The 22,722-nt window shown below is 62.8% G+C and carries 25 protein-coding genes; 16 read left to right on the top strand and 9 right to left on the bottom strand.

Annotation, left to right across the window (positions count from 1 at the left end):
- Positions 1-38 precede the first annotated feature (38 nt).
- Positions 39-818, bottom strand: coding sequence for an AraC family transcriptional regulator (locus ABL844_RS12140; protein ID WP_418131396.1), 780 nt, complete (start codon positions 816-818; stop codon positions 39-41).
- A 103-nt stretch (positions 819-921) separates the two neighbouring features.
- On the opposite strand from ABL844_RS12140, the gene ABL844_RS12135 reads away from it, so the two are divergent.
- Positions 922-1,218: a hypothetical protein gene (locus tag ABL844_RS12135; protein WP_418131395.1), complete on the top strand. Its 297-nt coding sequence runs from the start codon at positions 922-924 to the stop codon at positions 1,216-1,218.
- Here ABL844_RS12135 and ABL844_RS12130 read toward each other — a convergent pair.
- Complete coding sequence (locus tag ABL844_RS12130) at positions 1,181-2,908, bottom strand: thiamine pyrophosphate-binding protein (protein WP_418131394.1); 1,728 nt, start codon at positions 2,906-2,908, stop codon at positions 1,181-1,183. The two genes, ABL844_RS12135 and ABL844_RS12130, sit on opposite strands and share 38 nt — an antisense overlap.
- A gap of 95 nt (positions 2,909-3,003) precedes the next feature.
- Here ABL844_RS12130 and ABL844_RS12125 point away from each other — a divergent pair, with 95 nt between their 5' ends.
- The 15 genes from ABL844_RS12125 to ABL844_RS12055 all read left to right on the top strand — a co-directional run bounded on the left by ABL844_RS12125 (position 3,004) and on the right by ABL844_RS12055 (position 18,206).
- Complete coding sequence (locus ABL844_RS12125; protein ID WP_418131393.1) at positions 3,004-3,672, top strand: TetR/AcrR family transcriptional regulator; 669 nt, start codon at positions 3,004-3,006, stop codon at positions 3,670-3,672.
- 278 nt (positions 3,673-3,950) lie between these two features.
- Entirely contained in the window at positions 3,951-4,946 is a 996-nt protein-coding gene (locus ABL844_RS12120) for a tripartite tricarboxylate transporter substrate binding protein (RefSeq protein ID WP_418131392.1), read from the top strand.
- A gap of 49 nt (positions 4,947-4,995) precedes the next feature.
- A complete protein-coding gene (locus ABL844_RS12115; RefSeq protein ID WP_126018411.1) occupies positions 4,996-5,769 on the top strand; it encodes an ABC transporter permease in 774 nt (257 codons plus the stop codon).
- Positions 5,770-5,816: 47 nt separating this feature from the next.
- Positions 5,817-6,818, top strand: a complete 1,002-nt coding sequence (locus ABL844_RS12110; RefSeq protein WP_184641884.1) for an ABC transporter substrate-binding protein — start codon at positions 5,817-5,819, stop codon at positions 6,816-6,818.
- A 58-nt stretch (positions 6,819-6,876) separates the two neighbouring features.
- Positions 6,877-7,656, top strand: a complete 780-nt coding sequence (locus ABL844_RS12105; RefSeq protein ID WP_369658604.1) for an ABC transporter ATP-binding protein — start codon at positions 6,877-6,879, stop codon at positions 7,654-7,656.
- 16 nt (positions 7,657-7,672) lie between these two features.
- Positions 7,673-9,103, top strand: coding sequence for an enolase C-terminal domain-like protein (locus ABL844_RS12100; protein ID WP_418131391.1), 1,431 nt, complete (start codon positions 7,673-7,675; stop codon positions 9,101-9,103).
- Positions 9,104-9,157: 54 nt separating this feature from the next.
- On the top strand, positions 9,158-10,333 hold the full coding sequence (locus ABL844_RS12095) for a Gfo/Idh/MocA family protein (protein ID WP_418131390.1): 1,176 nt from the start codon (positions 9,158-9,160) through the stop codon (positions 10,331-10,333).
- 1 nt (position 10,334) lies between these two features.
- Positions 10,335-11,522 (top strand): dihydrodipicolinate synthase family protein, encoded by a 1,188-nt coding sequence (locus tag ABL844_RS12090; RefSeq protein ID WP_418131389.1) that lies wholly within the window; start codon positions 10,335-10,337, stop codon positions 11,520-11,522.
- Positions 11,523-11,530: 8 nt separating this feature from the next.
- Positions 11,531-12,409 (top strand): sugar phosphate isomerase/epimerase family protein, encoded by an 879-nt coding sequence (locus tag ABL844_RS12085; protein ID WP_418131388.1) that lies wholly within the window; start codon positions 11,531-11,533, stop codon positions 12,407-12,409.
- Positions 12,410-12,927: 518 nt separating this feature from the next.
- Entirely contained in the window at positions 12,928-13,275 is a 348-nt protein-coding gene (locus tag ABL844_RS12080) for a hypothetical protein (protein WP_418131387.1), read from the top strand.
- 224 nt (positions 13,276-13,499) lie between these two features.
- Positions 13,500-14,045, top strand: coding sequence for a hypothetical protein (locus tag ABL844_RS12075; protein WP_418131386.1), 546 nt, complete (start codon positions 13,500-13,502; stop codon positions 14,043-14,045).
- Positions 14,046-14,143: 98 nt separating this feature from the next.
- Positions 14,144-15,397, top strand: coding sequence for an alpha/beta hydrolase family protein (locus ABL844_RS12070; RefSeq protein ID WP_418131385.1), 1,254 nt, complete (start codon positions 14,144-14,146; stop codon positions 15,395-15,397).
- Positions 15,398-16,583: 1,186 nt separating this feature from the next.
- Complete coding sequence (locus ABL844_RS12065; RefSeq protein WP_418131384.1) at positions 16,584-16,964, top strand: hypothetical protein; 381 nt, start codon at positions 16,584-16,586, stop codon at positions 16,962-16,964.
- 30 nt (positions 16,965-16,994) lie between these two features.
- Entirely contained in the window at positions 16,995-17,630 is a 636-nt protein-coding gene (locus ABL844_RS12060) for a hypothetical protein (RefSeq protein WP_184642388.1), read from the top strand.
- A 93-nt stretch (positions 17,631-17,723) separates the two neighbouring features.
- On the top strand, positions 17,724-18,206 hold the full coding sequence (locus tag ABL844_RS12055; protein WP_418131383.1) for a hypothetical protein: 483 nt from the start codon (positions 17,724-17,726) through the stop codon (positions 18,204-18,206).
- Between the two features lie 96 nt (positions 18,207-18,302).
- On the opposite strand, the gene ABL844_RS12050 is transcribed toward ABL844_RS12055, so the two are convergent.
- From ABL844_RS12050 to ABL844_RS12020, 7 genes are all read right to left on the bottom strand, one after another.
- Entirely contained in the window at positions 18,303-18,833 is a 531-nt protein-coding gene (locus ABL844_RS12050; protein WP_418119986.1) for a hypothetical protein, read from the bottom strand.
- Between the two features lie 152 nt (positions 18,834-18,985).
- Complete coding sequence (locus ABL844_RS12045) at positions 18,986-19,363, bottom strand: hypothetical protein (RefSeq protein WP_418119985.1); 378 nt, start codon at positions 19,361-19,363, stop codon at positions 18,986-18,988.
- 122 nt (positions 19,364-19,485) lie between these two features.
- Positions 19,486-20,079 (bottom strand): hypothetical protein, encoded by a 594-nt coding sequence (locus ABL844_RS12040; protein ID WP_418131382.1) that lies wholly within the window; start codon positions 20,077-20,079, stop codon positions 19,486-19,488.
- A 48-nt stretch (positions 20,080-20,127) separates the two neighbouring features.
- Positions 20,128-20,484, bottom strand: a complete 357-nt coding sequence (locus ABL844_RS12035) for a hypothetical protein (protein WP_418131381.1) — start codon at positions 20,482-20,484, stop codon at positions 20,128-20,130.
- Positions 20,485-20,617: 133 nt separating this feature from the next.
- Positions 20,618-20,902 (bottom strand): hypothetical protein, encoded by a 285-nt coding sequence (locus tag ABL844_RS12030; RefSeq protein ID WP_418131380.1) that lies wholly within the window; start codon positions 20,900-20,902, stop codon positions 20,618-20,620.
- 151 nt (positions 20,903-21,053) lie between these two features.
- Complete coding sequence (locus tag ABL844_RS12025; protein ID WP_301512236.1) at positions 21,054-21,650, bottom strand: hypothetical protein; 597 nt, start codon at positions 21,648-21,650, stop codon at positions 21,054-21,056.
- Positions 21,651-21,865: 215 nt separating this feature from the next.
- Positions 21,866-22,585: an SIR2 family NAD-dependent protein deacylase gene (locus ABL844_RS12020; RefSeq protein ID WP_418131379.1), complete on the bottom strand. Its 720-nt coding sequence runs from the start codon at positions 22,583-22,585 to the stop codon at positions 21,866-21,868.
- Positions 22,586-22,722: the final 137 nt, after the last annotated feature.

Here is a 22,722-nt window from a genome sequence, read left to right as displayed (position 1 = left end):
CCCTCGGGGCCTCGCGCTCCTGAATCAAGAAGCCCGCTTCATGCGGGCTTTTTTTTCGCCTGCGGCATCGCCCCGCCCTCTTCGAAAAAACGCGCCGGCGTGCAGCCGAAGTGCTTGCGGAATGCCTCTATGAAGGCGCTGACGGAGCTGTAACCCACCGTCAGCGCGACCGCGGTGACGCTCTCGCGCAGGCTCAGCAACTCGACCGCCTTGAGCAGCCGCGCCTGCTGGCGCCACAGCGCGAAGCTCAGTCCCGTCTCGGCAGCGAATCGGCGGGTGAGCGTCCTTCGTGCCATGCCGATGCGATCGGCCCATCGGTCGATGCCGTCCGGCAGCGCCGGGTCGTCGGCCAGGGCTGCAGACATGGCTGCCAGCCGGCTGTCCTGCGGCATCGGCAGATGAAGGGACGGCCTGTCGCCCGCGGCAAGCTCGTCGATCAGCACGCCCACCAGACGCCCTCGACGGGGCTCCAGCAGGGGCGGGGATGCATCCATGCCCGTCAGCCGATCCACCAGCGCGCGCACCAGCGGCGTCGCCGCGAACACGTGCGGCACGCCCGGCAACGCCTGTGCCGTTGTCGCATCGATATGCAGGCTCCAGCCCGCGGTGGCGCCGAAGCTCTGCGCCGCATGGGCACAGCGCGGGGCGATCCAGCCGATCCACCCCGGCGGCTGCACCCAGCGCCCCGACGGCGTCTCGATGACCTGCAGGCCCTCCCTCAAGGCGAACAGCTGCCCGGTCTCGTGCGAGTGATAGCCGGTGACGCGCGCCGCCTCGTGGGCGTTGATCCACAGCGTCGCGGGCGTCCGTTCAGCCATGGGTGGCCCGCGGGAGGTATCGATTGGCCCCGCCCCGCAAGCCCGAAGAGGCGGCGCTGCCTAGCATCGAAACCCTCTCGACTCCAACCAAGGAACAGCCTCCATGAAAGCCCAGGACGTACTCCCCGACGGCGAAGACTTCACCACCATCAACGGCCGCACGTTGCGCAAGGGATCGGTCGCCGCCTTCCTCGCCAACGCGCGCATCCTCGAAGACGCCGGCACATCCGCCGCCGACAGGCAGGCCGCCGAACAGGATTTCGCCTCGCTGATCCCCACCCTCGACGCACTCGGCCTGTTCGACGTCTTCGAGCTGCGCTCGCCGTTCCTGCGCGAGGAGGTGGCCCGCCATCGCGCCGCGCTCAGCCCTGTGCCTGCTGCTGCTTCGCCGAACGCGTGATCGACGACAGCGTGCCGCGCGTGGTGATGACCTCGGGGTCGAGCGGAATCTCGATCAGCGTGCCGGTGTCGGCCTCCAGCGCGCGCAGCAGGGCCGCCTCGAACTGCGCCGTTTCCGTCACCCGCTCGGCCGCGTAGCCGTAGGCGCGCGCAAGTCCGCAGAAGTCGGGGTTGCGCAGCGCGGTGCCGCTGGTGCGTTCGGGGTACTCGCGCTCCTGGTGCATGCGGATGGTGCCGAACATGCCGTTGTTGAGCAGCACGATGATGCTCTTGCCGCCATGCTGCGAAGCCGTTGCGAGTTCCTGACCCGTCATCAGGAAATCGCCGTCGCCCGCGATGGTGAAGGCCACGCGCCCCGTCGCCAGGTTGGCGGCGATGCCCGCCGGCACGCCGTAGCCCATCGCCCCGCTGGTTGGCGCCAGTTGCGTCTTCGCGCCCTTGGCGAGACCGCTGTAGCGGAAGTAGCGATGTACCCAGCTCGCGAAGTTGCCTGCGCCGTTGGTGATGGCCGCATCCGCGGGCAGGTGCTTCTGCAGCAGCGCGACGACCTGCGCCATGTCGACCGGGCCGCGCGGCGTCTCGGCCGGCATGCCGGCCAGCGCCTGCGGCACGAGGTTGGCTTCGTAGTCGGCATGGGCCTGCAGCGTCCAGTCTTCCCACGGCAGCGTCGGCGGCGCGCTCAGCACTTCCAGGCTGCGCGCGGCCGCGCTCATGCCGGCGTTGATCGCCAGGTCGGCCTGGTAGACGCGGTTGAGCTCTTCGGCGCTCGCGTGGATGTGCACCAGCGTCTGCTTCGCCTTGGGGGCCTCGAGCAGCGTGTAGCCGCTGGTGGTCATCTCGCCCAGGCGCGGGCCGATGGCGAGGATCAGGTCGGCATCCTTCACGCGCTGCGCCAGCTTCGGGTTGATGGCGATGCCGACGTCGCCCGCGTACTGCGGATGGTGGTTGTCGAAGGTGTCCTGGAAGCGGAAGGCATTCGCCACCGGCAGGCGCCAGTTCTCGGCGAAGCGCTGCAGCGCCTGCGCGGCCTGCGCCGTCCAGCCGCCGCCGCCAGCAATCAGCAGCGGACGCTGCGACTTCAGCAGCAGCTCGCGCAGGGTGCGCAGCGCGCCCGGGTCGCTCCAGGGCTCCACCGCTTCCACGCGCGCCAGCGGACGCGCGGCGGTCTCGCTGCGCAGCATGTCTTCCGGCAGCACCAGCACCACCGGCCCCGGCCGCCCGTTCATCGCGGTGGCGAAGGCGCGCGCGATGTATTCGGGAATGCGATTCGCGTCGTCGATGCGCTCCACGCGCTTGGCGAAGCCCTTGGTGCTCGGGCCGAAGAAGCTCGCGTAGTCGACCTCCTGGAAGGCCTCGCGATCGCGGAAGTCGCTGCCGACGTCGCCCACGAACAGCACCATCGGCGTCGAATCCTGGAAGGCGTTGTGCACGCCGATCGACGCATTGGTCGCGCCCGGCCCGCGGGTGACGAAGCACACGCCCGGCCGCCCGGTGAGCTTGCCGTGCGCCTCGGCCATGAAGGCGGCGCCGCCCTCCTGCCGGTTGACGATGAAGCGCGCGCGGTCGCGGTAGGCGTGGAAGCCGTCGAGCACCGCCAGGAAGCTCTCGCCGGGCACGCCGAATGCGATCTCCATGCCTTGCTCTACCAGGCACTCCACGATCAGGTGGCCTGCGGGTTGTGATGTACTCATGGGAAGTAGGAACCTCAGCTGCAAATGTCTCCGGCAATTATGTGCGCCCGCTCCAGACGCCTTGCGTTAATTCCCCAATTGGTTAAATTCGCGCCATGAAGGCCTCCAAGGACCCCACGCCCGACATCGCCATCGAGGCCATGGAACCCCGCTCGCGCGACGCGGACAGGTCGCAGCTGGCCATCCTCGCCTCGGCCCGCGACGAGTTCTCCGCGCGCGGCCTCGCGGGCGCGCGCATGGACAGCATCGCCGAGCGCGCGGGCCTCAACAAGCGCCTCATCTACTACTACTTCGGCAGCAAGGACGACCTCTTCCTTGCCGTGCTGGAGCGCGTCTACGCCGACATCCGCGAAGCCGAGCAGCGCCTGCACCTCGACGAGATCGACCCGGTCGAGGCCATCCGCCAGCTGGTGTCGTTCACCTGGCACTACTACCTCGAGCACCCGGAGTTCATCACGCTGCTCAACAGCGAGAACCTGCATTGCGCGGCGCACCTGAAGCGCTCGGAACGCATCCAGGAGATGAACTCGCCGCTGGTGCAGTTGCTCGACACCGTGCTCGAGCGCGGCCGTCGCGACGACCTGTTCCGTGCGGGCGTGGACCCCGTGCAGCTCTACATCTCCATCGCGTCGCTCTGCTACTTCTACCTCTCGAACAACCACACGCTATCGGCCATCTTCGGCCGCGACCTGCGTGCGCCCAAGGCGATGGCGCAACGCCTGTCGCACATGACCGACCTGGTTCTCGGCTACGTCTTGAAATAGGGTTCGCTGCCGGGCTGCGCGGCACTTCGCGTCGCTTCGCCAACCCCATCCGAGGGGGCAACTCCAGCAGGTTCCACGATGTTTCCGGCCTTGCGCCGCGCCGGCTCCAACAGCCGCGCACGACGCAATCGCATCCGAAAACCACCGAACGTCCTCCTGCGGGTATTCACTAGGGAGCGCCCGTTGACGCTCCCGCGCGGCCGTTCCTAAAATCAGTAATTCACTCAATGGTGAATTGATCGATTTCAAGAATGCGGCCCGACCGCGCGGAGACATCCATGAAGTTCATTGCCAGCAGTGCCGTACGCACCACCGTCCTTGCCTCGCTGACCTGCATCGCGGCGCTGCTGCCGGGGCTGGCGGCGGCGCAGAACGGTTATCCGAACAAGCCGATCCGCGTGGTCGTGCCGTTCGCGGCCGGCAGCACCACCGACATCATTGCCCGCGCGATCACCGACAAGATGAGCGCCAGCATGGGCCAGACGCTGGTGGTCGACAACCGCGGCGGCGCGAGCGGCACCATCGGCCAGCAGGCGGTGGCCACGGCCGCGCCCGACGGCTACACGGTGATGATCCATTCGTCGTCGCACACGGTGAGCCCCTCCACCTTCGCCAAGCTGCCCTTCGACACGGTGCACGACTTCGCGGGCGTCACGCCGATCTCGTCGCTGCCCAACGCGCTGGTGATCTCGCCGGGCAAGAACATCAAGACGCTGCCGCAGCTGCTGGCCGCCGCGCGCGCCAAGCCCGGCAGCATGAACTTCGCCTCCGCCGGCCAGGGCAGCGCCACGCACCTGAACGCAGAGAAGTTCAAACTGGCCGCGAAGATCGACGCGACCAACATTCCCTTCAAGGGATCGGGCGAGGCCGTGACCGAGGTGCTCTCGGGCCGCGTCGACTATTACTTCTCGCCGATCGCACCGGTCATCGGCCAGATCAAGGAAGGCCAGTTGCTGGCACTGGCCGTGGGTTCGCCCAAGCGCGCGGCCGCCCTGCCCGACGTGCCCACCACCAGCGAAGCCGGCGTGCCTGGCTCGGAGTTCAACTTCTGGATCGGAATGATGGCGCCGGCCAAGACGCCGCGCGACATTGTCGAGCGCCTGAACGCCGAGGTGGCGAAGGCACTGGCCACGCCCGAGGTGAAGGAGCGCTTCGCCAAGCTGGGCGCCGACGCCTGGACGCTCAAGCCCGAGCAGTTCGACGCCTACATCAAGGAAGAAATCGCGAGCAACGCCCAGCTCGTGAAAGCGGCCGGCCTCTCGGTCCAACAGTAAGCAACGCCAGCACGCTCCCCTCGCTCTTCCGAAAGCCCCGGCTCCCGCCATGTTCCGCAAGCTCCTGCTCTCCCCGGCCCTGCGCCCTTTCCTCCTGATCCTGTTGCTGCTGGTGCTGTGGGACCTGGCGATCCGCCTGTTCAGGATTCCGGCCTACCTGATTCCCCCGCCGTGGGAGGTGGTGAAGCAGCTCGTCGCCGAATGGCCGCGCCTGCTCGCCGAGAGCTGGAAGACCACGCTCGCCACGCTCGGCGGCTTCGGGCTGACGATCCTCATCGGCATTCCGATCGCGATGGTCATCGCCTACTCGCGCGTCATCGAGTCGTACGTGTATCCGCTGCTGGTGTTCTCGCAGAGCATTCCCAAGGTGGCGATCGCGCCCCTCTTCGTGGTGTGGTTCGGCTTCGGCATCTTCCCGAAGGTCATCAGCGCCTTCCTGCTGGGCTTCTTCCCGGTAGTGGTGTCCACGGTCATGGGTTTCAAGTCGGTCGAGCCCGACATGCTCGACCTCTCGCGCTCCATGGGCGCGAGCCGCCTGCAGACCTTCTTCAAGATCAGCCTGCCGCAGGCCTTGCCGCAGATCTTCAGCGGCCTGAAGGTGTCGGTCACGCTGGCGGTGGTGGGCGCGGTGGTCGGCGAGTTCGTCGGCTCCAACTCGGGCATCGGCTACGTGCTGCAGGTGGCCAACGGCAACTTCGACCTGCCGCTGATGTTCGCGGCGCTGGTGGTGCTGTCGAGCATCGGCGTCATTCTTTTCGTAGCCGTCGATCTGGTCGAGCGCGTGATGATTCCCTGGCACGCCTCGCAGCGCCACGTGCACTGATTTCACCGAGTTCCTTCGCAAAGCCAACAACTCCCGGAGACAACACCATGAAGAAACTGCTTCCCACGCTGCTCGCCGCGGCCGCGCTCGCCACCTTCGCCATCGCACCTGCCCATGCGCAGGGCGACAAGCCCAAGGACAAGGTCACGCTGATGCTCAACTGGTATCTGTACAGCGAGCACGCGCCCTTCTTCCTCGGCAAGGAAAAGGGCTTCTACGCAGAGGAAGGCATCGACCTCGACATCCAGGAAGGCCGCGGCTCCGCCGTCACCGCGCAGGCGGTGGCCGCCAAGTCGGCGACCTTCGGCTACATCGACGTCACGACCATGATCAAGGCCGCCGCCAAGGGCGCGCCGCTGAAGTCGACGGGCGTGCTGTTCCAGGTGAGCCCGATGTCGGTGATGGGCTTCACCGAGAAGAACATCAAGACGCCGAAGGACATCATCGGCAAGACCGTGGCGGTGACGCCTGGCGACTCGATGTCGCAGATGTGGCCGCTCTTCCTGAAGGTCAACGACATCAAGCCCGACCAGATCAAGACCGTCTCGGGCGACGCGCAGACCAAGCTCAATGCCGTGACCAACGGCCAGGCCGACCTGCTGCTGGGCTACGTGATGGACCAGGCCATCAAGCTGCAGGACGCCACCGGCAAGCCGGTGACGCCGATCCGCTTTGCCGACTCGGGCGTGAACCAGATCAGCTCCGGGATCATCGCCAACAAGAACCTGCTGACCGAGAACCCCGACCTGGTGAAGCGCTTCATGCGCGCCTCCACCAAGGCCGCCGAAGCCGCCGAGAAGAGCCCCGAGGCCGCGGTCGACGCGATGCTCAAGGCCAACCCCAAGGCCGGCGTGCGCGACACGCTCATCGTGGGCATGAAGCAGAGCGTGGCGCTCTACCACACGAAGGAAACCGCCAACCAGCGCCCCTTCCGCGTGCAGATGAAGAACGTGAACGACTCGCTCGACCTGCTGGTGCAGTACGGCGGCATGGATGCCTCCACGCGCGGCAAGCCCGAGGACTACGTCACTCTGGATTTCCTCCCCTGACCTTCCTTCGGTCCTGAACCCCGCGCGCCTTCCGCAGTAGTCACCTCTCACGCATTCCATGTCCCAAGTCAACCTGATCGAAGCGCGCGGCGTCTCGAAGATCTACCAAAGCAAGGACGGCCCCGTCGAGTCGCTCAAGCCGCTCGATTTCGCCATCAAGGAAGGCGAGTTCGTCTCCGTCGTCGGCCCCTCGGGCTGCGGCAAGAGCACGCTGCTGAAGATGGTGGCGGGCCTGTTGCCCATCAGCGGCGGCAGCCTCACGCTGGCCGGCAAGCCGATCAAGGGCGCGCAGAAAGACGTGGGCATCGTGTTCCAGAGCGCGGTGCTGCTGCCCTGGCGCAGCGTGGAAGACAACATCCTGCTGCAGGCCGAGATGCGCCACATGCCCATGGACGCTGCCAGGGCACGCGCCCGCGAGCTGATGGAGATGGCCGGCCTCAAGGGCTTCGAGGGCAAGTACCCGTGGCAGCTCTCGGGCGGCATGCAGCAGCGCGCATCGATCTGCCGTGCCCTGCTGCACGACCCGTCGGTGCTGCTGATGGACGAGCCCTTCGGCGCGCTCGACGCGATGACGCGCGAGAAGATGAACCTGGAGCTGCAGCGCATCTGGATGACGTCGAAGAAGACGGTGATGCTCATCACCCACAGCATTCCCGAAGCCATCTTCCTGTCGGACCGCGTGATGGTGATGAGCGAGCGGCCCGGCTCCATCGCCGCCGTGTACGACATCGACCTGCCGCGCCCGCGCACGCTGGACGTCATGTCCTCGCCCGAGTTCGGCGCCTACACCAAGCTGGTGCGCGCGCATTTCTACTCGCAGGGCATCCTGGACCACTGAAGAGCGAGAGCCGGCCATGGACGCGATCCGCTTTCACGTCGAGGAGATCCGCTTCGCCGAGCGCAACGTGGCGCTGCGGCTGCCGTTCCGCTTCGGCGCCGCCACCGTCACGGCCTGCCCGCAGGTATACGTGAAGGCGCGCGTGCGCTTTGCCGACGGCCGCACGGCCGAGGGCTGTGCGGCGGAGATGATGATTCCGAAGTGGTTCGACAAGAACCCGGCCCTGAACAACGAGCAGAACTTCGAGCAGCTGCGCTTCGCGCTGCGCGACGCCCGCGAGGCCTACACCGCCGAGCCCGATGCGCAGACCGCCTGGACGCATTTCGCCTCCAACTACGCCGCGCTGCAGTCGCGCGCCAGGGCCAAAGGCCTGCAGCCGCTGGTGGCCAGCTACGGCCCTGCGTTGATCGACCGCGCCCTGCTCGACGCGCTGTGCCTGCACAACGGCATCAGCTTCGCGGCGGCGATGAGCGCCAACCTCTGCGGCATCGACATCGCCGGCAGCGGCCTGGCCGACGACCTCGCGGGCTTCGACGTGCCGGCCTTCCTCGCGAAGCAGTCGCCGCGTAGCCGCATCGCCGCCCGCCACACAGTCGGGCTGGCGGACGCCATCGACGAATACGACGTCTCGCCCGATGCACCCACCGACGGCCTGCCCACGACGCTGCAGGCCGCCGTCCAACGCTACGGCCACACCCACTTCAAGCTCAAGCTGTGCGGCAGCACCGCGCAGGACATCGACCGGCTCCAGCGCATCGCCCGCGTGATCGAAGGCCAGGCGCAACTGGTCACACTCGACGGCAACGAGCAGTACGCGGACGCCGACGACTTCGCCACCTTCCTCGACCGCATGCTCTCCACGCCCACGCTGTGGAAGCTCGCGCAGAAGACGGTGTTCGTCGAGCAGCCGATCCGCCGCGACGCGGCGCTGCAGCGCGACGTGTCGGCGCTGGGCAAGCGCATTCCGCTGCTCATCGACGAATCGGACGCCACGCTCGACGCCTTCGTGCGGGCCCGTGCCCTGGGCTACACCGGCGTGTCGAGCAAGAGCTGCAAGGGCTTCTACAAGTCGGTGATCAACGCCGCGCGCTGCGCGCAGTGGAATGCCGCCTCTGAGAAGCCGCGCTACTTCCTCTCCGGCGAAGACCTGACCATGCAGGCCGGCATCGGCGTGCAGCAAGACCTGGCACTCGTCTCCTGGCTCGGCCTCTCGCATGTCGAGCGCAACGGCCACCACTACGTCAACGGCCTCGCAGCGGCGCCCGAGGCCGAGCAGCAGGCTTTGTTGCGCGCCCACCCGGGCCTCTACGAAACCAGCGACGGCGCAGTGCGCCTCGCCATCCGCGAAGGGCAGCTCGACCTGTCCTCGCTCAACGCCGCACCCGGCTTCGCCACCGGCAAGCCAGGCGCCGGCATCTCGTGGGACGCGATGCGTTCCGTCTACTGAACCGAAGCGCGCGTCCAGCCCGCACAAATCTCTCGCACCCCAAGGAAGAAAACGATGGCCACCCAACGTCTAGGAATCATCATGCACGGCGTCACCGGGCGCATGGGCATGAACCAGCACCTGATCCGCTCCATCTGCGCCATCCGCGCCCAGGGCGGCGTCACGCTGTCGAACGGCGACAAGGTCATGCCCGACCCCATCCTCATCGGCCGCAACGCCGAGAAGATGGAAGCGCTGGCCAAGGCCCACAACATCCCGCGCTGGGGCACCGACCTCGACAAGGCGCTGGAGAACAAGGACGACACCATCTTCTTCGACGCCGGCACCACGCAGATGCGCCCCGCCCTGCTGGCCAAGGCCATCCGCGCCGGCAAGCACGTCTACTGCGAAAAGCCCATTGCCACCAACCTCAACGAGGCCGTCGAGATCGCCCGCCTGGCCGAGGAAGCCACGAAGACCAAGGGCCTGAAGCACGGCGCCGTGCAGGACAAGCTCTTCCTGCCCGGCCTGCGCAAGCTCGACATGCTGCGCCGCGCAGGTTTCTTCGGCCGCATGCTCAGCGTGCGCCTGGAGTTCGGCTACTGGGTGTTCGAGGGCGACCTGCAGCCCATCCAGCGCCCGAGCTGGAACTACCGCAAGGAAGACGGCGGCGGCATGATCCTGGACATGATGTGCCACTGGCGCTACGTGCTGGACAACCTGTTCGGCGAGGTGAAGTCGGTGAGCTGCCTGGGCACCACCCACATCCCGACGCGCTGGGACGAGGCCGGCAAGCCCTACGAGGCCACCGCCGACGACGCGGCCTACGCCACCTGCGAACTCACCGGCCACAACGGAGAGCCCGTCATCGCGCAGATCAACATGAGCTGGGTCACGCGCGTGCGCCGCGACGACCTCGTGACCTTCCACGTCGACGGCACCGACGGCTCGGCCGTGGCCGGCCTTTCGAGCTGCCGCGCCCAGTCGCGCGTGGCCACGCCGCGCCCGGTGTGGAACCCCGACGAGAAGCAGACCATGAACTTCTTCGACCAGTGGCAGGAGATTCCGGACTCGCAGTTCTACGACAACGGCTTCAAGATCCAGTGGGAACACTTCATCCGCCACGTGGTGGAAGACGCGCCCTACAAGTGGACGCTGCCCGAAGGCGCCAAGGGTGTGCAGCTGGTCGAGGCCGCGCTCGAGTCGTGGAAAGACCGCCGCTGGGTCGACGTGCCTGCACTGAAGGTCTGACATGGCACTCTCGCTGAACCTCCCCACCGCCGGCGGCACGCTCGCGCCCTACGCGCTGCGCGGCACCGCACCGGTGAAGCCCGATGCGGGCGTCAAGTTCAACCGCATTGCCTACTCGGCCGCCCACGTGGTGGCCGACCCGATGGCCGCCATCGACCCGTGGCTGCAGTGCGCGGTCGACTGGGACACCACCATCGCCTACCGCCGCCACCTGTTCTCGCTGGGCCTTGGCGTGGCCGAGGCCATGGACACCGCGCAGCGCGGCATGGGCCTCGACTGGCCCACCTCGCTGGAGCTGATCCGCCGTTCGCTCGATGCCGCGAAGGACGTTCCCGGCGCGCTGGTCGCCTCGGGCTGCGGCACCGACCACCTGGACATCGACAGCGTGAAGAGTGTCGACGACGTGATCCGCGGCTACGAGGAACAGATGGCCGCCATCGAGGCGCTGGGCGGCAAGCTGATCGTCATGGCCAGCCGCGCGCTGGCCCGCGTGGCGAAGAGCCCGGCCGACTACGAGCGGGTGTACGACCGCATCCTGAGCCAGGCGAAGCAGCCGGTGGTGCTGCACTGGCTGGGCGACATGTTCGACCCGGCGCTGGCGGGCTACTGGGGCACGAAGAACGTCGATGCGGCCATGGACACCGCGCTGGGCATCATCGCCGCCCACCCCGACAAGGTGGACGGCATCAAGATCTCCCTGCTCGACAAGGACAAGGAAATCGCGATGCGCCGCCGCCTGCCGCCGGGCGTGCGCATGTACACCGGCGACGACTTCAACTACGCCGAGCTGATCGCCGGCGACGGCTTCGGCACCGAACCCACGCACGGCAAGAGCGACGCGCTGCTGGGCATCTTCGACGCCATCGCGCCCGCCGCGAGCGCGGCCCTCGGTGCGCTGGCACAGGGCGACGAGAAGAGGTTCCACGACATCCTCGGCCCCACGGTGCCGCTGTCGCGCCACATCTTCGCGGCCCCCACGCGCTTCTACAAGACCGGCGTGGTGTTCATGGCCTGGCTCAACGGCCACCAGAAGCACTTCACGATGGTCGGAGGCCAGCAGAGCACGCGCTCGCTGCAGCACTTCGCCGAGCTGTTCAGGCTGGCCGACGCAGCCAATTTGCTGGAGCAACCCGAGCTGGCGGTGCAGCGCATGAAGACGCTGCTGGCCTTGCACGGCGTGGAAGGCTGAAGACGAGCATGCGCGATTTCTCGCAGAACCACGACTGGCTGTCGATCAACACCGCCACAGTGCGCAAGCAGTCGGGTGCCGAGGTGCCGCTGGACCACATCATCGACCAGTGCGCCGAACGCGGCATCCGCGCCATCAGCCCATGGCGCGACCAGGTGGCAGCCGTCGGGCTCGACAAGGTGGCGAAGCAGCTGAAGGCGCACGGCATCGGCCTCTCGGGCTATTGCCGCGGCGGCTTCTTTCCAGCGGCCGATACGGCCGGCCTGAAGGCCGCGCTCGACGACAACCGCCGCGCCATCGACGAGGCCAAGACGCTGGATGCGCCCTGCCTCGTGCTGGTGGTCGGCGCCCTGCCCGGGGCGCTCGAAGGCAAGGCCGCCTACAAGGACATCGGCCGCGCCCGCAGCGAAGTGCGCGACGGCATCGCCGCCTCGCTCGAATACGCCCGCGAGGTCGGCATGCCTCTCGCCATCGAGCCCCTGCACCCGATGCAGGCGGCCGACCGCGCATGCATCAACACGCTTGAACACGCGCTCGACCTGTGCGACGAGCTCGATGCGGGCAAAAGCGGCATGCTGGGCGTGGCCCTGGACATCTACCACGTGTGGTGGGACCCGAAGCTGCAGCAGCAGATCGCCCGAGCCGGCTGCGAGCGCCTGCTGGCGTACCACGTCTGCGACTGGCTCACGCCTACGCGCGATCTGCTGAGCGACCGCGGGATGATGGGGGATGGGGTGGTCGAGCTGAAGAAGATCCGTGGGTGGGTGGAAGACGCGGGCTTCGCGGGGTTCAGCGAGGTGGAGATCTTTTCGAATCTTGACTGGTGGCAGCGGACTGGGGCTGAGACGCTGGACGTCTGTATCGAGCGGCACAAGCAGGCGGTCTAGAGCTGCTTTGTATGCGCGTTGTTCGGGGGGCGTGCACAGGCCATCGGGCACTCCCCTCCGCGAATGTCCCCCGCCCTTCGGGCTCCTCCTTTATTTCGCTGCGGGGAGCACCCGATGCCCTGTGCACGATGAGCGCGGCTGTGGCGCTGGCGGTTTGACCTCTGCTTCGGATCGCAGATGAGCATGCGGGGCGCAACCCGCCGAGCTTTTGTGTGAGATGAGCAGCGGACAAGCAGAAGGTCGAAGGGCTTATGCTGGCGCGGTCGCCATTGGAGTAGCGCGTTCAATGGGGAAGCCGAGTGCTGCTGACCTGCGATGACGCTGATTGGGGGGCTAATATCTGCCGGTTTCGGACTTTTGCATACAACCGCGGACGAAGCCCTATGAAGCCCGAGTACTGTCACCTTTGCCACAAGGATTGCCGCTGCGAGTCATGGCACCTCCAAGCCGGAGGCGGATATGTAAGGTTCGCCGATTACTTGCCTCTCAGTGAAGGTGCAGCTGGGCATCCTCGATCCATGGAGTGGTTCTGCTCTGGCCACCTGCCAGCAGCAAGAGCCTTGGCATACAAGCCGCTGAGTGACGCCATGACTTGCTTGGGACAGGAATACGGCACCTTCGAACCTCGCCTCTCCTATGGCCCTTGCCCAGATCCGGAACTATGGCTGACATCGATTGGCCAGAATCGAGCAAAGGTGTTCAGCATCATCCGTCAAGTGACAGGCCGCAATCCGAGCGAAGTCAAAGCATCGCTGGAAACCGGCAATTTCCGGATCAAAGCGGGGTGGCCGATAGACGCGGAACTCAGGCCTATCGCCGAGGCCCTCGAGGCTATTGGTGCATCAGTCGTTCTGCGTTGCCCCTAGCCGGCGGCGCACGGTGATCGCGGTTTGGAGAGCGTCTGCTTTCAAGCGAATAGTAAGACCGCCCAGGGTCCGTGGCTTTCGCGGATACGATGGCCGCCATCGGCCAACAACGGTCGTTGGCAATGAGTGCCCAACTTACCGCCAAACGGACGTTCGAGGTCGGTTCAACGACAAGAGAGAACCGAGACCATTCGTAAACCAGAAATATCTCGATCGCTTGGACCATGAAAACCTTCGCAGAACGCCGGAAGACACTACCCTTGCAGATAACACTCAGAGGGCGGCGATGGACGCTGTATCAGTTCAAGTCTACGGAGAAAGATCACATGAAGTCGGGAATGAAACTGCTGCGGCATTTCGGCTCCGCCGACGATCTAGTTCGCTGGGAAAATGGTCGACGGCAGGTCAAGAGATTCATTGAGAGCAACGAGCTGCTTTCTTCATTGGTGAAGTTTGTTCAGACCGATGAGGTTGGTGAGGATTATTTGATCCATGCGAAGCCGCCATACGATGGTGGCTATTCGTTGGCGATGCTGCGCGATTGGCGCGCCCAGGTGGACGATGGAGCTCCTCCCGTCGGCAGTATAGAGGCCAGCAACGCTCTTGCAACCAGCACAACAGACTCCATTGCAGAGGCCCTGCGTAAAGGACATGAAGTAGATCGATCTTTGATCGAGTCAGCGCTCCTTGGCCCAGGCGATGACACCTTCTATTTTGCGGACGGCATCTGGTATGTCTACGACGTCACGCCAGCAGGCGCCGCGTACTGAGGTCAGAGCTGCTCCATTGCGCCATCGCAGCGTCGGGCTACAGTCGGCCAGAAGCTGACCTTTGCAACCACGGTGCAAATCGAAGTATTGGGTAGCCTATGACCGCCGACCGAGAGATCACCACAATCTGGCCTGGATTCATGAGCGCTCTGGAGCCAGACGCATCGGAGAGCACAGTCGCTGCTGCTCCCCCGGCAGACATCACCGTCGAGAAGCCGTCTTCCGACCTGTCGGCGACAATTTCAGCTTGGTCCGGACAGTGGTTCGGATGGGCCGATCAGGGCCGGCGCTGTGACGTCAGGCTGATAGTCGAACAGCTTTCCCGGCGCACCGCCACAATCGTTTGTGCGCGCGCATCTGCGGACCAGGCCCCATATAACGAACGTCTGCTCGCGCAGATTCATGGAAACGAACTTCATGGTCGGCTGAAAAGCGGCGCAACTCTCCATTTGCGAATGAGAAACCCGGATGTTGTTGAGCTTTTGTGGCGCGAGCTTGACGGCCGCTGGATCGCTGGCGTCTTAGCACAGTTGAGTGCCGGAGGACGACGCATTGTCGAGCGCGTGCCCACAGGCATGCTCGAGCACGGTGAGCAGATTACGCTTGAGATGGTGACATTCAAACCGGATGGGCGGGGTCCTTTCCCAACCCTGGTGTTCAATCATGGTTCAACCGGTATCGGAAATGACCCGTCGCTGTTTACCAGCACGGTGACCAGCCCAGCATTGGCGAAATACTTCAATGATCGCGGCTGGATGGTCGCTTTCCCACAGCGACGCGGGCGTGGGAAGTCGGGAGGTCTTTACGACGAAGGCTTCGAACCAGATCGGTCGCGGTACTCTGACGATCCTCGATACGCTCTTCATGGCTTCGAACGCGCGCTGGTAGACATGGAGTGCGTTGCGGAGCACTTGTTTTCAAGGGATGACGTGGACCATGAACGCTTGCTGATCGGTGGTCATTCTCGGGGTGGCTTCCTTGCGCTGGCATTTGCTGGAGCACGCCCAGAGCTCTTCAGTGGCGTCCTTAATTTTGTAGGCGGCTGGGTTGATGAGCATGGACCCGCATCCGAGATGATCAATCCGGTGATCGCTAGGAGAGGAGCAACCTTTCCCGGGCCGACCGTATGGCTGTACGCGGAGAACGATCCCTTTTACAGCATTGCGCACAGCCATAAAAACTTTCACGCCTTCGAGGCCACCGGAGGCCGGGGTCAGTTTCATGTGCTTGAATTATTGTCTGGGCAAGACGGCCATCACATCCTTTCCCTGACTGGCCTGTGGGGGCCACTCGTAGATGACTTCCTAGACCGCGTCGACAAGTGGAGTCGCAGTTCTTCCACGTCGAACTGACCGGTGATCGCGGTCTTGTTGAACGGCCGCTTTGCAGCAAATCGAAAGTCGGCTCAGAGCCCCTTGCACGGGCGACGTGCTTGGCTACAGTCGGCCAAAACCGGCCGTTCACCGGGTCGGCACAATGCGCCCAAAAGCAGACATTTAGACAAGATTTCCCATGTCTTCAGCACTTGCCTTCTACGACCACATTTGCTGGGGGACTAGCACCGCGGTTCACGACATCCTCGGTAGGGCGGCATCGATTGCGTCTGAGCGCTATGGGGCCAGCGACCCGGTGTCAGAACTACTTGCACGAGAGCTAGCAGAGTACTGGGGAGGCAAGGTCGTCAGCCTGAGTGACGTCGATCTGCCTGTCGATCGGCTTTTTGAGGTTCTCACCGCCGCGCGCGAGCAAGCTTGTGCGAGTGATGAGTTCACTGCGATGGGTCGGAGTTGGCTCACTGGCGCAATGGCGACGTTCTGCAGGGAAGTGGAAATGGCTATCAAGCCGCCACGACGAACTGTGCCCAAGTAGCACGGGGCTGTGTGACTCCGCGTGCACCTTCTCGGACCTACAGACATGGCAAGATTCGGCCAGAACCGGCCGTTTGCTGGGCCGGCACAATGCGGCCAGCAGCGGACGTTGCGCCCCCCGAACCATCCTCCTTAAAGCACGCTATGGTCAGAAAAGTATTGGAATGGATAGCGGCTTTGCGAAAAGATCGGTCCGTTCCCGAGCAAGCTGGTGCCACCGCTCAGTTTGCAACAGTAGCAGCCGACGACTCGGTTTGCGATTCACTTGTTCAAGCCGGCCGTTGTGTGTGGGTGCCCGAAGAGTGGGTGCGAGAACGTCAAGCTGATGGGTTCGTGTTGTATTGCGCCCCCGACTCACGCCGCGGGATGGTTCGAATAGTCGTGCCAGGCTCGCGAGGCGCAGTTGAGTTCTTGATGGAATGTCCTCCGGGCTCCTCATGCGCTGCGACAACTCCCGAGGCGCAGTTCCATTCGCTCCGAGCGCAATCCCGACCGCCGCGCGAAGGTCGGCTTTCCTGAGGCAGCCATACCGCAAAGGGCTCAGACTTGGTGCCGGCAACTGCCGGCAGAATCCGTTCAGAGCCGGTCGCTCGCTGATCCTGCAAAATGCGACCGTTGGATGATTTCAGTACTCGCGCAAAGTGCACATCGACAGCCAGCCCAAATCATCATGAATGAAGAAGAATGGATTGAAATCGTTCAAGCACTCGGAGCTTCAGATGTTGACACTGCCGTGGATGCGGCTGAGCGCTTAGATGTACGAGCAAGCATTGAAGATGTGCCTCGTTTGCTGACCCTGCTGCGACACGAAGACTTCTTTATCCGCGAGGCTGCTGCGTGGCCGTTGTGTCACCTGGCAGGGCCTCTAGTTTTGAAGGAGCTTTTCACTGCCTACCAATTGGGCTTTGAGCAAGGCCATGACAACGATGGCTTCACTGCCGCGTTGCTGGATATGGATCTGGCCAAGGCCAAGAAGCCCCTCCACGCGTTGCTCGAAATCGGCAATGCAATCGAGAAATCTCACGCGGCTTGGCTGCTCGAATTTTGCTAGCGGTTTCGGCCAGTACGGGACATTCAGCAAATGACCTCAATACCTTTCTATCTTGAGTCTGATGTTGAGGCGCTTTTACTGAACATCCCTTACACGCGATTCATGAAATCAAGTGGCGCGTTGCGCTATTGGTCTTCGCTCTGCACGGATGCAAAAGAACTCGCTTCCATCCTGCGAGACTATCCCCGCGTGAGATACGCGCCGCTCGAACCCCTCTATTTGTGCGCAAGAGCTGCAGCGTCACTCGATGAGCACTTGGTGGCAGACCTTTCGACTCATTGGACGTGGAAGGGAGTCGTCTATGCGGCGTTTCTTTGCTCACTCAGGCCCAAAATCGAGTACCGAAAACACCTTTGGGATGCGCGTGAACGTGCGCCGCACAACCAGTGGTTGGTTGACTTGGCGATATGCGAGATCGACAAGTCACCCATTGGTTCTTATGTGCAGCATCAAGAATGCCTTCGCGAGTTGCGAGCTGTCGTTGAACGTATTCCCGCGCAACGCGCGCTTCTCCGACCTGGGCCACAACAAGAAGAACTGTTTCTGCTCCGGTCGTCAGCGGAATCAATTGCGAAAGCCTACAGAATCGGTGGGGTGTCGGCGGCTCGTGCGGCAATTGATTCGTCTCCCTGGAAGCCATTCTTGCGTCGGCCAGGCCTGCTCTAGCAGACGTTCGGTCATCCATATGGACTAGATTTCTGAGTGCTGCGAGGCATGACACCGCGCGGCCATCTGCGGACGTTGCAGCGACACTCCAAAATGAAAATCGAAGACAGCTACACCGAGTTCCGACGCAAGCTCAGGACCGCCGGCAAAAAGGTCACTGGCCTCTTGCCGAGCGAAGGGTTTGACCTCTTCCAGCAGTTCTACGAAAGCGAACGAGCAATTGATGCGCAAACGGAGCAAGGAGACGGACTGGCCGTCTATTTCGGGATGAGTCGCGACGGTGGAATGGTTTACGAGGTCGGGATGATTCGCTCGTTTAGGAGGTCGGGCGTCTCTGCACACGAGGCCAACGCTCGTCTGCGTCTTTCGTTTTCATACCCTTTCGTGGACACCGTCATCAACGGTGGGCTCGACAACATGCCTGGGTGGCCGGAGGGCAACAAATTCTGTTGGACGCCGGGCGACCAAACTGAGCTGAACTCATTCATCAGCTCAAGCGGCCCAATCCAAGCCGTCCTGACGCGACCGCCGCGAGCGACGAAGTTGCGCTTGGAAAACCTCTGGGGCGTGTTCTAGCCGAAGGTCGGCTTCGGAGCGGGCTCGATGACTGCTTCGGGCCCCGAGCAGACGGTCGCTTTGTCTCAAAGCAGTCCTTCGAGAGCCTAGGAATTCCTACTGCCGTCCGACTAGTGGCAAGTGCTTTCGGCGCAGCGCCGCTTCGATCTTGGGCGCGAGCACGGGATAGTTCGCCACGTCCAGGCGTAGCACGGACAGGCGATATCTATTTCCCTCTAGAAGATTGCGCGCCTTCAGTTTCAAGGCGAATGTGCGCGTATCCGCTGCCAGATAGAGGTGCTCCCCAACGCGCTTTCCGACCTTTTCGGATTTGCCCAAGTACAACGGCATCCACTCGTGAACTGCCGTATGTTTCGCCATACGCGCCTTCTGACACGAGGGCACGAATGACTTCTTGAATTCCTCCTGATTCCACGTCGCCGTGAAGCAAGAGAACCAGTCATCCAGCGCTGCGGCGCCATAGGGGCTAGACCACACTTCGATGAAGTAAAGCCCGGAAAACTGGATGGACTCCAAGTCAACTTGGAGGAGATCTCCCAACGGCTGAAACTCGAGGCGCTGCGCTGTTTGCTCAAAGCCGCGAAAAAGTTTCGTGAGTTCGCCGTCGATTTCTTGAATGCGCTGCATACAACCATTATCGAGCGGCTGCTTGTGATGGCCGCCTGCTGCCACAAACCTGTCGGCGAAAGGGCCCTCGCTGGCCCCCGAGTTCTGGTGTGACCGGCTCGCTGTGTCTCGCCGGGTCGAGCCCTCTCCAACGAGGTCTCGATCATGGCCACTCACGCAGATAACTTGAATCGTTGGGCATGCTTGACCAAGAACGGAATGGCCTCAGCTGTACTCTCTTCAACGAAATCGGAGGCGTCTCCGCCTTTCCATGTCTCCGCGACTAACCAGCAACCGTGAAACCCGAGCTCGACACAGCGACTCCGAAATTCTTGAACATTTTCAGGCTCTGGGTCGGCATAGAGAAGTTGTGCGAGGAATAGATTCCAGAAGCTGTTTTCAATGGTATCTCTGGAGTACCGCCTTCCCACGCGATCACTGTTTTCATCCGACCAAACAGTCATCCCGATCTCCGATTCAACCTTGGCCAGTCGTGCAGCCTCAGTTAACTCCGCCGTGGGGGTGAACACGTAGTAGAAGCTAGTTTGCATAGATCAATTCGATTGGAACGGAACCCCGAACGGCTGCTCCTGGCCGTGAGCCGCTAAGACAACTGGGAGGGGAGATAGACGGATGTTCAATCCACCACAGTCACATGTTGGCTATGGGTGCCTCAATCCTGGCGTTCGATGATTTCCGCGTGGATCTCGCCGAATTCCGGAACAGTAAGCAAGTCTTCGATGAGAGCGGCAATCGCGGTGTTTGATCGGGCTTGCTGAACCAGGGGCTCGGCGGCGTAGATCACCGCCTCATAACGCAGGTTCGGGATCAACATCCGTAGGTCCCGAATCGTCGCCTCGCGTTCTACGCCTTTCGCGGCGAGTCGACAGAGAATTTCAACTGCGTTGCCCTGAGTCCAATCGTAGTCACCGTGAGCGACTCTTTTCAGCAGCGGCAAAGCGGGCAGACCGATGAAGTAGAGGATCTCGAAGATAGCGAATTGGCGTGCCGCTATCCATTGGCCTAGTCCCGGGAACCTATCGGCAAGTTCCAGCGGTGGCATCGACTCGTCGTGGAAATAGTGCGGCAGTTCTGGTAGACGGGCCTCATCGAACGTCTCCGCCGCCGATTGTGCGCGTCGTTGAAATTCCGTGCGATCACTGATCACTTCGGCAACCCATCTGACGGTTTTCTGTATGTGCGGGTCAATGGGGCCCGAGATATGTGGGGCAAGCCGCCTATCTTTCTTCAACCAACCAAACACCATAACCTATCCCTTCACGGCGAACGACGCCTTGTGGCCGACTGTTGTCCTCTATGCCGAAGGCTCGAAAGGACCGAATCCCGAGGTGACCTCCCCTGCCCGAAGCGTACGCATCCATGTATCAAACATATCTTCGCCAACGCCTCGCGCAAAAAATGTGACGCTCGAGAACGCTCGGGAGATCTCACGAAGCATCTCGACTAAGGCTTCCGCCTCTATCCGGTTATACCCTTGATGCTCCAGGCCCTCGCCTGCAGCAGAAGCGCGCAAATCATCTAGTACATCCCGTCCCCATTCGTTCCGGGTGACGAAATCCACGGCCGCACTGGAGACCATCTCAGGCGTGATAGTCCCTCGCGTGTAGTCCGCGTCGTCCCACTCGAGCTCAAGGCGGGTGTAGTAGCTCATCTGTTTCGGTGCAGTACTTGTGCTGTATCGCCGATGACAACAGCGGGTTCTAGATGTTGGCTCTTGGCCGCATTGTGCCGGCCCAACGAACAGCCGGTTCTGGCCGGAGGCTGCGCTACGAGTCATGCCTCGATCAAGCACTGGCGTCGCGAACTTCACGCCCGAGAGCCAGGCTCATCCTGGCGCACAGTACCGTGAGCCAAGCTATCCAAATTGGCGTCTCGACTTCGCCGCAGAACTGGATGCCGCTGGGTTCGACTGAGGCCCAGATGTATCGTGCATCGCCCTCCTGGCCGTACCAAGCTGGCCCATTCTTATCGCCTAGCCAACCATCCAACGACTCATATACAGCCGAAACCTTCAACCACTCTTGCTCGGACAGGTCGTATGGGATATTCAGAGTGATGTCTTGTTGCAAGTGCCGTCCTCCGAGCTGTTGGCGGCAGCATTCTGACTCCTTTTGGCCTTGGCCGCGTCCTCAAAGCTCGAAACTAGGCGCCGCCGTTGAATGTCCGAAGTTGGCCGCCTCCCGTCACGTAAGCGGCGTCGCGTTTGGGCCATAGCCTGCGCTAGTTCTGTATAGGCAAGTAGTGGAACGACTGGAAAAATTGATCGATGATTGACTTGCTTGCGATGAATACTGCGTTCGCCCCAGCCGGTCCACCGGTCGAGACAGCAATGCATTGAAGGTTCCAACCGTATCCAGGCGTCTGGGGTAACGCAATTTTCGACTTGTAGTAAGCGGTCGTTGTCCCCTTGGTTTCCGAAGTAGTCGTGATCGCCCAACTCGCACGACTGGTATCGATCATCCCATCGCCGTTCTCTACGATGGTGGGCAACACTCCGTCCATTTGCAGTTGCTCCGCGAATTTTGGAGCACTGAGCGGCGCGCGCGCCTGCAACTCATTGATCTGAGCTTGAGTCATGCTACGAAAACGTTCGGGCAGTTGGTGTTTGTCTATCCTGCAGCGCAAGGCGTTGTTCGCATCGGCGTCTTTCGATGGCTTGAATGCGGCCCAACGGCGTGTGGAATCACCCCCCTGAGTGACGATCCACTGCGGAGGAAGAACTACAGCAGCTCCTAGCGCCTTCAAGGTAACTTGTTCTGCCGACGCATTCGTGGCCCAGCAGAAAAGGGCTGCCGCGGCGGTGATCATCAGTCTCATTAAAAATTCCCTCTTGTTATCACAAAACAATGCACGGGAGGAAGGATATGGGCTGCGAGGCACTACTCACTTATTAGGGGGCAGAGAACTGAATCGACGCCCGTCGCCGACGACGCGACCAGGCCTCCTCGAATGACCGGTTATGGTCGACTGTAGTCCGCCGCTGCCTGGTTGTGAACGCGAGAGTTCGTTGGCATCTGCCCAAATCCGTCCCGCTACGTGCTGGTCCTGGACTTGCTGTCGGCTAGCCATTTGTCCACTACCGTTGGGACAAGCTCGGTCGCCTTGCCCCGAAGGAACGTGTATCCGTATGGCGGCTTTGTGACGTCGAATCCGATTAGGATCTTGTCGGCCCTGCCACGTGCAGCCTTCACCAGAGCGGCGACCGGAAAGACCGAAAGTGATGTTCCGACTACGAGTACCCGCCCTGCGCTCGCAACGTGGCGTTTCGCCTCCGCCAGAAATTCAACCTCTTCGCCAAACCAGACCACATCAGGTCGAAGTTGCGTCCCATCTTCGCAAAGCTGCCCCATCGAAATCGCCGCGCCGCCAATCTTGTAGCGCCTTCGCGCGACAGAAGTTCCGCGCGCATACGCAATTTGCCCGTGGACATGGATGACGTTGCTGGAACCTGCCCGCTCGTGCAGTTCATCGACATTCTGGGTGATGACGACGACCTCGTAGCTAGCCTCCAGGGCTGCAATAGCGTGATGCGCGGCGTTGGGTGCCGCCTCCCAGGCCCGCTGACGTCGCTGGTTGTAGAAGTCAAGCACCACTTCGGGTCGATGCTCCCAGCCCTGCGGACTCGATACTTCCTCCCACGAATACGAGTTCCAGAGACCTGCCGAGTCACGGAAGGTTGGTAGGCCGCTCTCGGCGCTGACTCCAGAGCCTGAAAGCACGACAACCTTGTTCGATTGAACCTCTGGTTTCATTCAACGCCTGAGACTTTCGGTAAAACAGGGATTGGCAAGAATGCAGGTCGCAGCCCAATTTAAGCGAGCGTGGCGACTGGCTGCTCCTGGCCGGGCTCAGTCAATCTTCGCCCCGCTCCGAAGTAGCGCCAGCTTGA

It is taken from the genome of Variovorax sp. 278MFTsu5.1 (assembly GCF_048305045.1).
GTDB classification, from domain to species: Bacteria; Pseudomonadota; Gammaproteobacteria; order Burkholderiales; family Burkholderiaceae_C; genus Variovorax; species Variovorax guangxiensis.
Note: the sequence above shows the minus strand (reverse complement) of the source record. Positions and strands in the feature narration are given on the sequence as shown.